Below are 14,341 nucleotides of genomic sequence, written 5' to 3' on the forward strand. Positions count from 1 at the left end.
AAAGCCTTAAATCAATTCTGAAAACGTTAATAAATGGAATGTATACATGCTTGCAAACCAATTAGGATCAAAGTCACGTACTTTCTTCAACTTAAAAATTGCATTTGATGAACTATCATAAATGTCTGATAAATTAGCTTTACCCGTAGATACAGCAGCTAAGAACACAGGTAAATAAATAACAGAGCTTTGGAAGTTATGCAGACTGTTAATATCTATCTGTCCGAGTGAATTATTTTTATACCATTTACTTAATTCGTAACCTTCACTATCAGGCCACACATCGTTTTCACTGTGTTCTCGTAATAGGTCTTGTAGCCAATCCTGTCCAGCTATGTTCATTATTGGTAGTGGTAGCTTAAGTTTGGGGTCAATCTTATTTGTAATCAGATAACTCACTAACTCTTCGCTAAAACCTGGTATATGATACAAAATAGATTCATACCAAGGCTCTGCTATCATTTTTACGTATTGTTTATCGACACCTTTTTGCTCTAACCAATCGAGAACTTGTTTATAAGTTTGGATGAATAATTCTGGTGGTGTCACTTGCCATAGAACCGGAAACTCTGATTCTATTCGCGCCATAAATTGTGGATTAGCTTCGAAACGATAAAAACACAGTATTAATGCTTTGGGGTTTGCCACAATTTCACGCCAAACTTGGAATGTTGTTAAGGACAAATTTTGATAGTTGCTGAAGAGTTTAACCAAAAACTCCCATCCACTATGTTGTAGGTTATCAGCCATTTGCATTACAACATCAGCTATCACGTGAGTATTAAATTTAGGATGATATGCTTGAACAGCCCGTTGTAGTGAGTTCACCTGTTGTTTTACTTGAGCGTGATCAGCTTCGTCTTCTGACATATGATTACTACTGTCATGACCTACGAGCAATTTTGCTCTGAAATTTGTCGCACTATTTGAGCTTGGTACTATTAACCATGGACCTTCATTTTTATCTACTTGCGGCATTTCATAATGACCAGTGGATATGCCTTCACTAATTAATGCTTCTATTTTTGTGGGTGTTCTTTCAGGATTGCTCATTTGCATTAGTAACAACTCTGCACCGGCTACAACATTTTGACCTTCCGCTGAAATTTTAAAAAAACGTTTATCTTCAGTTTCGTATATTCGGCTACTATAACGATATATTTTATATTTTAAGTTGCCAGAGAAGCTAGAAATGGTCATTGTGACCTGTGCATCCAGATCTGGGGCTAAAGAAAGTAATTCGTTAATTTCATCTTTAAAACTATGTAAACTTATAATTGTAGGTTGTTCACCAACACGGAATTGATGTTTAAAGTATGGTGGCGATCGACCTTGGTTTTCTAAAACAATATCTATTTCGAAGTTAGCAGAGCATTCAGCTGATGCAAACAAATGTAAACGACTGCCGAGCAGATCATCTATTGATAAGTGCTTCTTGAGAGGCTCCCCTATAGCATCAAATACAAATGCTCCTTGTCTTGGATAAGGCAGCTTTATATGAATTGGGGTAGCCATTAAGTTTGGTGTAATACTTAGGGTCAACTCTGATGGCGGCAGTCCGTCACAAGATAACTGTAAACAAACTCCGTCGGGTGTATCTTTTTTGATAAAAGTCACTCTATCGGTTGATATGCTGTAAATCATTTTGTTTTTTGTTGTTATATTTATTTCACCCTGACCGATCTGTATTCCTGCTTTAGTTGAAATTTTCACTCCAGGAGGTAACAGGCCTATTCGTTTTCGGAATAAGGTTTCACCATGTTGGTTTTTTAATGCAAATGTTTGGCGACCATAAAGTTCGTGCAACATTAATTCTGACTTAGGTTGGCCACTTATGTATTCAGTTAAAAAATGATCCAAAGAAAGGTCACTGTCTATAAACCGGTATTTAGGCAGTCCTAGATACGTCGCACTAGGTTCCGTGTCGTAAGTTATCATGTCCCCGAATAGGTTAAGTCCTAACTCGGCTGTTGATGTATTCAATGATTTAACACGATATTTATCATCGTCAAGGGTTATAACAATTTCACCTTGAAGTAATATGAAATTGGGTTTTGAACTATGAATATTTTGTGGCCATGACGAAACTTCACCGTTAATGATGTTGTAATTAGACGATTTTGGTAATATTAAATACAACTCTTCTTTGTGACTAAATGTGGCTTGACCAGCATATTTATACTCGCCATCTTGCTTGATAAATCCAACTGGCATCTCATTGAGAAACACACTAGTGTTATCCAATAACCATCGAGCAATTTCGTTTCCACCTTGCCTAGCTACAACTGACAATTGAGTCTCAGATGATTTTCTCAACACCCTAATACTTCGATTTCTAACTTTGATTAATGCGGACTCACCTGTTCCATTTATATATGAAACACCTAAATTTTGTAAATCCTGGGTTGATTCCGCCAAAAACAACTCTAATCGGTTTGATTTAAGTTGATGTGGTTGTGTTTTCATTATGAGTTCATCAGGTAAAAGCAATTTTGTAGTGATGGTTAGCTCATTTATATTTAGGTAATGTTCTGTTAATAACTTTTTATTAAATTTGGTGCGTTTAAAACCTTCATGACTTGCTTGTAATAACCAAGAGTTAACGATGTTTGTTCCAATACTGTTATCTAGCGGAATTGGGAAATCTTCGCGCCATTTGGGTGAAACATTATCTAGGTAGTCTGCGGGGTTTGATTTGTTTTCTAATGCAAAAATATCCACAAGATTGACTAGTTTTTCTGTCATTAAAGTGATTAATTGAATAGATTCTTGTTCATTAAATGCTTGAGGTAACGATTGAACATTGATGGCTACAAGCTTTTCAATTGGTTCTCCAAGTAATTTTGCTACCGCGACATTTTTCAAAATCCGCTTAAGGACTTGTCCAAATTTATTGTCATTGTTACTTAACAATTTAAATGGAAGTCCTCCTTCTGAAAACAGAGTACCTAAAAAATTACGGCGTTCGGTGTAAGTTTTTATAGGTCTCAGCCAATAAGATTCAATACCTTTAAGCACTGTTTTTTCAATTTGAGACGGAGTTAATTCATCCCCCAAATCAACCCATATAGCATGCCAACTCCAACCATCATTGCTTTCATAGTTACGCTGATACCATACGGAGCAATACAAGCAAAAAATGGCTGCCCATGAAATATTATTGTATCCATGAAGTTTACTGTCTTTATGCTTAAAAACTAGTTCTTTAAGTAACGTATATTCAGCTTCAGTTGCTTGATATTCATATAATGGCTTACCTGTAGGTTGCCGTAATCCTCGGTCTTTTAGAAATTGACCAAGCCATTGTGATGGGGTTATTAATTGATTCATTTTGAATGACTCCCTGTCATATCATTTGTTTAAATTCTTGATTTTTTTCAATTAAATAGATTTTATTGCCTAATTGAACATCAAATTGAGTAATGAAATCTTGAATAACATCTGCTTGCTGCTCGCTAAATACCCCATCTAATCCCATGTCATGGACTTGAGTAAATGGTGCATCATAAAGTTGGGATATTTGTATCGACCCATAACGAATTAAATGATTTTGCAACATGCTAATAAAACGCTGTTGTTTGGCATTCATGTGGGTATGGCTTTGTTGAACAAATTCAGTAAATTTTGTTTCAATATTGTCTTTATCCATTCCGACAATAGTGCGCAATATTTTGTCTAACGTGGCGGTTGATTCAGGGAAAAAATCTTTTAGGGTATTTAAATCAACGTTCGGATTTTGGGTATGCACAAGGGAGTTTAGTTTTGCTAAATCATCCTCTGTTACCGGATCGCCATTGCGAATTTTCTGCAGAACTAGGTCCGTTGCAAACAATGGCGAAAGTGTTTTTTCTACCTCTTGACGAAATATTTGATAGTCGATAGAGACAATTTTTGTTGGTCGTGTTGTTTCGCGTATTTCACTAACCTCTTCTTTTACGTCAATAACATAATCAACTGTTGGAACTTGAGCAGTTTTGTCGCGTAAATGAATGATACAGCGCAGTGCTAAACGACTTTGTTCTAATGCATCAAAGGTTAGCAAGTCCCAGTATGTACGGGTTTGAATGTTGGCAATATCTTTCGCTTTTGCACGCACTTCATTTAGGTGCATTTGTAATGACTCTACCTTGCCCATTAAACTTTGTTTAACAAGATCTATTTGATTGGGATCGGTAAACATTAGCATTTGAATGGTGGCAATTTCATTATCCAATTTATAGGCTTCAGATTGCCCCATTATGTTACGCCATTGCATTAGTGGTGCAATATACTCAAACAAATTGGCTTTTGTTTGTGGCGCAAATTGGTTAAGCGTTTTATCATCTTTACAGGATTCAACCACTTGCCAGTTATCGCGCACCGCGATAGTGTTCATATCAAGTGCTTTAATATCTTGATGGATAAGCTTTATCACGGCATCAAAGGTCGTTATGTCTGCCTTTTTAAGCGCGGTTTCAGCCAGTAACAGACGGCTTTCAAACAGTTTTTGAGTAAGAGATTTAGCCTGTTTTACATCTTCTTCGCTTGGGTCCATATCGAAGTAGTTGAAGTTTTCCCAGTGGTCAAAAATTAAGAAGTGGGTTTTATCTTTGCCTTTTCCGTAGAGATCTTTGCATAGGCGTGTGCCACGACCAATCATCTGCCAAAATTTGACTTTTGACTTAATGGGTTTGGCAAATACAAGATTGACGCATTCTGGAACGTCAATTCCGGTGTCGAGCATATCTACTGAGATAGCAATGCGGGCACTGTTTACTTTATTTGATTTAAAGTCATCAATTAACTCTTCTGCCCGTTCATATTTTGAATGGATAACGCGACAAAAGTTACTGCCTAATTGAGGATACATTTCGCCAAACAGCTGCGACAGGAGTTCAGCATGAGCAATGTTGCGGGCAAATACTATGGTTTTACCAGGTAGTTGACCGTCACTATCACGCAGGCCTTTTTCCATTAAATTACGTAAAATAACGCGATTGGTGTCTTTATTTTTTACCGCTTCATCGACTTGTTTAGCGTCAAAGTTTAACTCGTTAGGGTCAAAGCCTTGATCTTCTAATTGTGCGATTTGTTCATCTGTGAGGTTATCTTTTTTGATACCTTCGCGTAAAAATTTAGTGGTTAAACTAACAATTTTATAAGGTACTAAGTTACCTTCTTCAATCGCCTTTTCTAATGGGTAATTAGCCGTAGGCAATTTGAAATCACAACCAAATAACTGGCACGTTGAGCGCGATACCATTTCAACAGGTGTGGCGGTTAAGCCGACCTCTAGTGCATCAAAATATTTAAAAATATCACCATAAATATTATAGATAGAACGGTGTGATTCATCAGCGACAATTAAATCAAAATAACCAACATCATATTTTTGATAAATACTCATCATGCCAGGGTAAGTAGCAATGAATACCCTTGAATTTGTAGCTAACTCTTTTTTGGTTTTACCTACGATGTATAGTGGCTCATTGGTAAACTCATTAAAGGCATTGCCCGCCTGTTTACGTAGCTCTTTACGGTCACATAAAAACAGTACGCGTTTGGCCCAGCCTGCATCGAGTAGCCGTTTAGCCAGCGCAATAGATACACGCGTTTTTCCTGTGCCGGTTGCTTGTACGATAAGAGATTTGCGATGTTTATCGGCGAAACGTTCACATACACGAGTGATTGTTTCCATTTGATACAAACGGCCTGCGACATTAGTATCGATTGGTGTTTGATTTAAATCTTTTTTAAGGCCTCTCTGTTTAATTAGATATTGCAGCGAGTCTTTAGAGTAATAGCCGTAAAGTTTACGACTGTTATAGCCTTGGGCATCGTCTAATATACGGATGTCGTAACCGTTAGAGTAAAAAATGACAGGTCGTTGATTGTACTGTTTATGTAATGCATCGGCATAAAGCTTGGCTTGTTGCCTGCCTTTTTCGACAGATTCACGAGTCCGCTTCGCTTCTATTACTGCGAGTGGTTTTCCGTCATCGTCCCAAAGCACATAATCTACATAACCTATGCCTGTACTGGTAGGCTGATCAGTTACATGTACTTCTTTACCTACTTCATCTGTGCTCGTTTCATCAAGAGACACCTGCCAACCAGCAGCCCGTAGATCCATGTCAATGATCCGCGCACGTGTTTCTGCTTCGCTAAAGTTAAAACTTGCAGTGATAAGTTTGTTAAGCGCCTTAATTTCACCGACTTTTGCTTCATTTATCGTTTGCTTGAGTCTTTCGGCTTCTTGTTGGGCTTGTTTTTGTGCTTGTTGAGACGCCTCTAATTCTTCTAACGCTTTTTTGAGCCGAGCTTCATTTTGGCTCAGCTGTAGTGCTAGTTGTTTATTTTTTTTAGTAAATTCAGCATCACCTTGATTTAAGGGCTGCTTTTGTACTGGTGCAGTAAATTTTGGGCAATCAGCTTGTTTCCCATTTCCGTAAGCCATAAATAGATAACAGGCAACATAATAGCTTTCTTTTAAAATCCAAATAGCTTGTTGTTGATCGACTCGACCTTCGTGTGCCGCTTGATTACCGCTTTTGCGTATTGCGTGAAGTTTATCGGTAATTAAATTGGGGACTACGCTAGTGAAATCATCCGATGTGAGCTTGTCATAGATATTTGAATTGGGAAAAGCAGGTAATTGAAGTTCTTTATAAAAATAGCCGACAACCTGTTCAGCAAAACAGCGAAGTTTAACCAATGCACTTTGTGGATCTGATATCGCATACTCTTCGGCAAATGCAGCTAATTGATGGAGCTGTGGCCACTTTGTTTGAATATGCTCAAAATTCATTGATTGCTTCATTCCGTGTTGCTTCCTTATGTCCCTACTGCATTCGCAATAACAATGCCAATCTGCCGCGATGGTTATTTTTCTATGTCAATCTGCAAACGCTTCATCCAATTGGTTAGCGTTTGATGATCTTTTAAGCCCAACATTTGCGTGGCTTGCTTTTTTACATTGCCACTGGCTTTTAATGCCGCTTTGATATATTTTTTTTGAATCTCATCAGTGAGTTGCACTATATCAATTTTATCGTGAAGAGACATAGATATATCAGTGGCTTGTTGTGGTTTATGTGATGAAAGCAAGGCATCTGCAAGATCGTTAGCTGTGATAATACTTGAGTCGGACCATAAGCAGGCCCGATTTAATGTGCTCCATAACTCACGAATATTACCTGGCCAAGCTTGATTGGAAATAAACTCTATTGCTTTTTCGCAAATATTCTTACTTTGATACTGAGGATGTTTGGACCCAACGTGATTAATTTGGCTAATGAGCTGATTGACTAATTTTGGGATATCTTGCTTTCTCTCTCTTAGTGCTGGCATTTGGATAATGCCGACCGCGAGTCGATAAAACAGATCTTCTCTAAACTGGCCAGCGGCGATCTGTTGTTGTAGATCTTGATGTGTGGCCGCAATGATTCTCACATCCACATAAATGGGTTTATTGTCTCCAAGGCGATTAATCTCACCTTGCTGTAAGGCTCGTAGCAATTTAACTTGAATATCAAGAGGCAGCTCCCCTACTTCATCGAGAAAAAGCGTGCCGCCATCGGCTTGCTCAAATAGACCTGCATAGTCTTTGTCAGCCCCCGTAAAGGCCCCTTTTTTATGGCCAAATAATGTAGAATCTGCCAAGTTTTGCGCAAAAGCGCCACAATTGACGATTCTGATGGGTTTATTGGCCCTTAAACTTTCTTTATGGATGGCATGAGCCATTAATTCTTTTCCGGTACCCGTTTCACCTAAAATCAATGCAGGGACTTCAGCGGCGGCAATTTTTTGAGCTTTAACAATAAGGGCTTTCATGGCGGGTGATTGGGCAGTTAAAGCTGTAAACGCTGTGCTGTGCATGAATAAAGCACTGGCACTCGAGGCAATGTTCTTAGCGGCAGATTTGACATAGGTATGAATAAAATCGAGGGGGATATCCACCTCAATTAATTGATTATCTGGGGTGGTTTGTAAAAAGTGGGTATTGGGCTTTCCTTTACCTATAAGCACTGACAAAGTGGTCATGGTTGGCGTGCCGGATGTGAGGTTTATGGAAAGCGTTTGCGCTTCATCACTGAGTTTTGCTATCCAATGTTCGCTAGTTTTTGCAATTGACTGATAATCAATCGGGCTATTTATATGGGCTTTAAAGACTTGAATATCGTGAAAAGGACGCTGATTAATGGCAAGTTGTTTTTTTAAATAGCGTTCAAATTGTGGCCACTGCTGTTCATCTTTATTGGATAAAATAACTATTTTATCGAAGGGAATTTTGGATTTTATTGCCAAGGTTACAATTGCGGCGCCCTTGTCAGACTGCATGTTTTCAAGGTCTTTATTACCAAGCCAGGTAAGTAGTATGTTCAATGTGGTCACTCATCCATTAGTTTGTAAATAATATTACATCAAATAATTTTATTTACTACTAAGAAACGCAGCTATTAATCTCCTACGTACTCAATCACATCCTCTACTTTGCAACCAAAATAGTGACACAAAGAGTCGATGGCTTTGGTCGTCGTCGAGTATTCGTAGCTTGGGTTCATCATCTTAGATAAGGCCGTTCGATTAACACAAGCTGAATCCGCGACTTCCTGAAGTGTGATTTTTCTTCGCTCTCTGAATTCTTTTTCAGCAATTAACTCTTTGATTTTAAATCTAATCACTCAATTCCATCCTTAAAATACGTAAAAACATTGAAATGTTCCTTGTAAGAACATCGCCACCATGCTTAAATGTTCCCATGAAGAACATTTTTCCAACCCAAAGAACATTTCGAGGTGTTTATGCCACAAACATTACTCAATGCAAAAGAACTTTCTCAAAGAATAAAGTTTAGCGCGCCTTATATCAACCATACATTGAAAGATAATGTTTTCATCGAAGGGGTTCATTACATAAAGCCATTCGGTGGTCGAAAAATTTTCTACATCTGGGAAGTAATTGAAAAGGAATTATTTAAACCAAGCTCCCCTGCTAAATTCATCATTCCAATGGCTAGAGGAGGTGTATGTCATGGCTAATATTCGTGCACGAAATGGTAAATTGTTATTTGATTTTACCTATCAGGGCGTTAGGTGTCGCGAACAGACCACATTGCTCGATAACCGGCTGAACCGTTCTCGTCTAATGGGAATGCTTAACACAATGGAAGCCGAGATAAGATTAAATAGATTTGTATTTAGGAATTATTTTCCATCAAGTCCACGATGCTCACATTTTGTCGATTCTGATGTGCTTATCGAGAACAATCTAGTCGAAGTACAAAAATACAGTGGATCAACATTACTCAGCAATATCCCCACATTCAGTTTATTTACCGCTGAATGGCTGGCTGAGAACCGGATACAGTGGAAAATTAGTCACTACAAGAATGTCGCTATGATATTTGAGCGTTACTTGATGCCTGAATTCGGGCATTTTCGTTTAGACGAAATCACCCGGCCACAGTTGATTAAATATCGGGCTAGTATCAGTGAACCGAAACGGAAAGGAAGGCAAGGTAAACTCAGTAATGACTGGATTAATCATGTTATGACTCCGTTGCGAGGGATCTTAAACGAAGCGGCTCTTCGTTTTGAGTTCCCAACGCCATTTACCAATATTAAGCCGTTAAAAATTGATAAAACGCCTATAGAGCCTTTCTCATTGGCAGAGGTACAGCTGTTTTTATCTAACGTTAGAGAAGATTTTCGTGACTACTATACGGTGCGTTTTTTTACCGCGATGAGAACTGCTGAGATCGATGGTCTTAAATGGCAATACGTCAATTTAGAGCGTGGTGAGATATTAGTTCAAGAGACTCTGGTTGATGGCAATGTCGAAACACCCAAGACATCGGCATCTTATCGCAGTATTCAATTGTCTCAACCTGTAACTGAGGCGCTTAAACGTCAATTCAGCCTGACAGGGAGATTGACGTACGTTTTTTGTAACTCTAGAGGTAAGCCACTCGATCATCGAAATGTCACCAAGCGGATCTGGTATCCGGCGTTAACCGCTTTGAACCTCAAACGTCGTCGCCCTTATCAGACGAGACATACCTGCGCAACCTTATGGTTAGCCGCTGGCGAGAGCCCAGAATGGATTGCCAAACAAATAGGGCATAGCACGACCAAAATGTTGTTCGAGGTGTATAGCCGTTATGTACCCAATATCACAAGACAGGACGGCAGTGCTTTCGACCGCTTAGTAAAACAAATTCAGCTAGCTACATCAGGAGATCCCCATTATGAATAACGTTATATTTGCATGGGTTAAAGACATTAAAATCAGTGGTCATCTACCTACTGCTAACTGTGAATTTATTTCAAACAAAAAGACAATACATGCCATCACATCTGCAGATATTGCCAGGACATGTCAATTCAACTATGGGCTAGCTCAAATGAACATTACTCATGATAGCCGAGGTAATGTCGTTATCTGTGCGATGAAACCCATACTCACTCGTTACAGTGAAAATGAATATATTCAGTTAACTCAGCTACTGGGTTCGACAAAAGAGAAGTTGCTGGGTCGTTTTTTGAAGTTATTAAGCCTAGTGACTTGTCCTGAACTACAGCCCTTCGTCAATTTTATCTTTGAGAGAACAGACATTCTTAAGATATTTATCAAGGCCCAAGCCAGTTATCAGCATCACCATTCCTATGCCAATGGACTATTTGAACATAGCATAGAGGTCGCTGAGATGACCTATCACAATGCCAAACATCTACAACATTCAGAAATCGAGTGTCAGACAGGACTGGTAGCGGGGTTATTTCATGATATTGGTAAAATTTATGCCATGTTAAACCAGCACATTGAACATTATGTGCCTGGCCCACATGAGAGCTACAACTTCGCGATTCTAGCTAAGCCTCTGGGTGAACTGGGCACCATCAACAGTAAGGTATTTGCTCTACTGAGCGACTTACTTGCTGCAAAACCCTATGGCCATAAAGTCCGCTATGCAATGGAATACGTACTTCAGCAAGCAGACCGCAGCTCTGCACAATCGGGGTATGTCCGTGATCAGTTTAAGTCATTACCCGCCCACTATGATTTTAGAAAAGTCGGTGATTCTGTCATCCGAAGATTAAATTAAGTTGAGCAATCTTAATGATAAATGACGATAAAAAATGCTAATGTGACAACTGTTCCATCAGAGTTTCGTTGGCATAAACCTCAAAAAAGATCTACATCAATAGCTCAAAATAAGCAGCAAATGAAAAAAACTGAATATGCTTTGATGTCTTTGTATTCGCTTATATGAATTGTTAACTACGGCTATCTCTAGAAACCCATTTCCATCATGCTTGCCTAAATAAAGCCCTTCACTCTCACTAGCAACGACAAAGTTAGTGTCACTAAAACCATGTTTGATAAGTGTCTTCCTCCATCTAGCCTGGATAAGATTAGACTTTTCAGGGGCTAGGTTTGCATTATGATAGCGAAACTGTAAATGCCTGGCTTTTAAATCCAACAATTGACATAGGCGGATAAACATTCTTGAAATATTTGCGTCTGGACAGCGTAAGGCGTAATTTTTACCGGGAACCGCATACCGCAAAATTTCCATCCCTAGGCGAATATTTTCTAAGGTCAATGAACCTTCACTAATGCTGTTATCCAATCTATTACATAAAAAGATAAACACACGTGTTGAATTAGCTAAATGTTTATTTTGTTGGATGTTAACAACTGAAACGTCTATACGCGGAAACTTAGGGATTAAGGGTAAGTGCCTACCTCTGCGAGGATAATTCTTATGAATAGTCTCGGCATTACTGAGTAACTTTTGTAATTGCTCTAATGGAACCACATAGTGCGCGGCAACTTCGATGGTGGATGATGTATGTAACGCATTTAATGCTTTGGCCCAAGTTAAACTACTGATAGTTAAGTCTGTTTTTATATTGACAGAGAAGTTCGCTAAACTTGGCATCACTAGGCTGACTGTTTGTTGAGCTGGTTTAATGGCAAGTTTGTGCATAACGTCCTGAGTGTAGTACGTTATGCGTTCAGCTAGACTCAATCCTGGTTCAAGGGGTTGCAGTGTCACACGACCCACGCACTCTGATGTAAAGTATTTTGTCAGTTCAAAGCGCGAATTGTGCTGCAGGTAATACAGTAGGTCTTTTAAATGAAGATAACTATTTAGCGTCGATTGCACGTCTTTATGGCCCATCATATGAGACAGGATAAACATTTTCTTGCGGGTGTTATCACTATAGCAAAGACGAGTTTGCAACCTTTTTAGATACTTTTCATCAAAAAACTCATCATTGAACAAGGTCAAATGTCGCCTGCCCGTATCTATGATGCTGGCATTCAAACGACACCAGGTCCAATTAGCAAAACTGTGTCGTAAATGATGTACACGTAAACTTTGATCTTGGGTGTAATGACGCATTAAGTCTGTTATTAAGTCATAAGCCTGATTCACTCTTCTCTGATTATCAAAGAGTAAGGTGCTATTCTTAGCCCCTGCTCCATGGATGATTCGATAAGTGTATCGCAACTTACTCAATGCCGTCTTCGGCCACAAAGCGTCTAAAGGTAACTCTCTTCTGGCGGAGGTCGTTTTTAATGTCCTATGTTTATTAGGTCTCACTGAAAGCTGAACATAATCAAAGTCGTTATGGGTTGGTTCAGTCAGAGAGAATGTAAAATCCCCCCAGGTTAACTTGGCGGCTTCATTTCGACGTAATCCACTGTAAAAACAGAAACACAAAAGAAAATAGGCATCGTGGTGCGCCGGACAATGTGCCGATTGATGATCTAAATAGGACAACATGACTTGCACATGCTCATGGGAAATCAGGTTGCTATCTACCTCACTGGAGCTCCCAAACACCTCAATATCAGATAAACATAAATCTCGAACAAAGCCTGAATCACTCAGAAACTGCGCAAAATAGTAGATATATTTTTTTCGCTGTGCCGAAGAAAAATGGTCAGCAGCATCATTTAATTTCTCAGCCCAATCCTCACCAGACAATAAGTCAATATCGCTTGTGCAAAAAATGATTAGAAATGGCCGGCTTAAACTTTTGACATAATCAATAGTTGTCGAGACTTTTAGCCGCCGCTTGTGCGTACCACCTGTCTTTAGTAACGAATACAGCCATGCGCATAAAATCCAAAAGTATGGATTACTCTTAGATGATTGTTGATCCAGAATGATTGCTATAGCCCCAAGACAATCGGCTCGAGGTTTGTTGCTATCTACAAGTTTACAGAGCTCGGTATATACCTTATCTAATTGTTCGAGGGTCTTTTCCATCGACACAAAAGAAGTTTTCTCGTTCGTGACAACGGACCAATCACGAAAAGCCTTGGTTTTATCAGAAATGGCTTCTGAAAGGTACGGTTCGGCGTTTGCATAAACTTTTCCTGTCAGGAGACGTACAAACGCATGTGTGGGCAATGGCTGGCAAACGCCAGGTAACATGTACATACGATATTGAACCGGGCCATAACGGAGGACGTTATCAATTCGTCGCAGCACCCTTAGCTTCAATAGTGATATATCTGGCCAATCGAAATACGATCCGTAATTAAGATAATGCACTAAAGCAGCTTTGAACTGACTGGGCTTTATTGCGAAAGACGCGCTATGGTGCACATTATGCCATTGCTGTAAAGCCATGACAGCCATATCACTTAGCACATACCGTGGCGAATTTATTTTGATATTTTGGCATTGCCAATAACAAATTCCTCCCACGTAGAATATGTCCTGTGGGTATTCAACCATAAACTGTAAATGTTCAGTTTTCTCTATGTTCACAGTGTAATATAAGACGAGTAATAGTCTCCCCAACTTAGCCTTGTCATCTAAATCTCTATGAGGCGCTATCAACTCCCTGCTTAATTGAGTGTTAATGAGCTCGACTATGGGTAATTTTGTCAAATCTACCGGGGCCAACATCGGTTTATCACGTTTTAACGTGATGATTGAAGGAATGTTTGGCGAGTCTATGTCTAAGAACTTTTTGGCGTAGTTGAGTATAGTTTAGTGGCACACTGAATTTGGCCACCTAATAAGAAATGTTATGATCTCATTCATAGCGAATTTAGGTGACAAAATGAATAAAAGTAAACGTGCTCGATATAGCGCAGCGATTAAACTCGAAACTGCCCAATTAGTCATTGACCAGGGCTATACACAAGAAGCGGCTGCCAAAGCCATGAACGTAGGTAAATCAACGGTCAGTAAGTGGGTAACGCAACTTCAGGTTGAACGTAAAGGGCTTGCTCCTAAAGCCTCACCCATGACGCCTGAGCAGATTGAAATAAGGGCACTTAAACGAGAAATTGAGCGTATTAACCTTGAGAAAGAAATCCTAAAAAAGGC

9 protein-coding genes are annotated in these 14,341 nt (G+C 39.2%); 4 read left to right on the forward strand and 5 right to left on the reverse strand.

The features are described from left to right. Positions 1–6: 6 nt before the first annotated feature. The 4 genes from BW947_RS16580 to BW947_RS16595 form a co-directional block, all read right to left on the reverse strand. Positions 7–3,330 (reverse strand): STY4851/ECs_5259 family protein, encoded by a 3,324-nt coding sequence (locus tag BW947_RS16580; protein ID WP_076501610.1) that lies wholly within the window; start codon positions 3,328–3,330, stop codon positions 7–9. A gap of 16 nt (positions 3,331–3,346) precedes the next feature. Next, entirely contained in the window at positions 3,347–6,799 is a 3,453-nt protein-coding gene (locus BW947_RS16585) for a DEAD/DEAH box helicase family protein (RefSeq protein WP_076501613.1), read from the reverse strand. Positions 6,800–6,861: 62 nt separating this feature from the next. After that, a complete protein-coding gene (locus BW947_RS16590) occupies positions 6,862–8,373 on the reverse strand; it encodes a sigma-54 interaction domain-containing protein (protein ID WP_341865388.1) in 1,512 nt (503 codons plus the stop codon). A gap of 65 nt (positions 8,374–8,438) precedes the next feature. After that, the gene (locus BW947_RS16595) at positions 8,439–8,663 is read right to left on the reverse strand and encodes a helix-turn-helix domain-containing protein (protein ID WP_076501615.1); all 225 of its coding nucleotides are present in this window, start codon (positions 8,661–8,663) and stop codon (positions 8,439–8,441) included. A gap of 120 nt (positions 8,664–8,783) precedes the next feature. On the opposite strand from BW947_RS16595, the gene BW947_RS16600 reads away from it, so the two are divergent. The 3 genes from BW947_RS16600 to BW947_RS16610 all read left to right on the forward strand — a co-directional run bounded on the left by BW947_RS16600 (position 8,784) and on the right by BW947_RS16610 (position 11,086). Further along, positions 8,784–9,020: a hypothetical protein gene (locus BW947_RS16600; RefSeq protein WP_076501618.1), complete on the forward strand. Its 237-nt coding sequence runs from the start codon at positions 8,784–8,786 to the stop codon at positions 9,018–9,020. Beyond that, positions 9,013–10,236 carry an Arm DNA-binding domain-containing protein gene (locus BW947_RS16605; protein ID WP_076501621.1) on the forward strand — a complete coding sequence of 408 codons (1,224 nt, stop codon included), beginning with the start codon at positions 9,013–9,015 and terminating at the stop codon, positions 10,234–10,236. Before BW947_RS16600 ends, BW947_RS16605 begins: the two co-directional genes overlap by 8 nt. Positions 10,237–10,384: 148 nt before the next feature. Further along, complete coding sequence (locus BW947_RS16610) at positions 10,385–11,086, forward strand: HDIG domain-containing metalloprotein (protein ID WP_159436990.1); 702 nt, start codon at positions 10,385–10,387, stop codon at positions 11,084–11,086. A gap of 96 nt (positions 11,087–11,182) precedes the next feature. Here the strand turns inward: BW947_RS16610 and BW947_RS16615 are convergent, their stop codons facing one another. Further along, entirely contained in the window at positions 11,183–13,633 is a 2,451-nt protein-coding gene (locus BW947_RS16615) for a tyrosine-type recombinase/integrase (RefSeq protein ID WP_244153265.1), read from the reverse strand. A 439-nt stretch (positions 13,634–14,072) separates the two neighbouring features. Between BW947_RS16615 and BW947_RS16620 the strand changes: the two genes are divergently transcribed. Then, positions 14,073–14,341, forward strand: a 269-nt coding sequence (locus BW947_RS16620) for a transposase (protein WP_143562247.1), incomplete at its 3' end; no start/stop codon positions are given.

This window comes from Shewanella morhuae (genome assembly GCF_900156405.1).
Taxonomy (GTDB): Bacteria; Pseudomonadota; Gammaproteobacteria; order Enterobacterales; family Shewanellaceae; genus Shewanella; species Shewanella morhuae.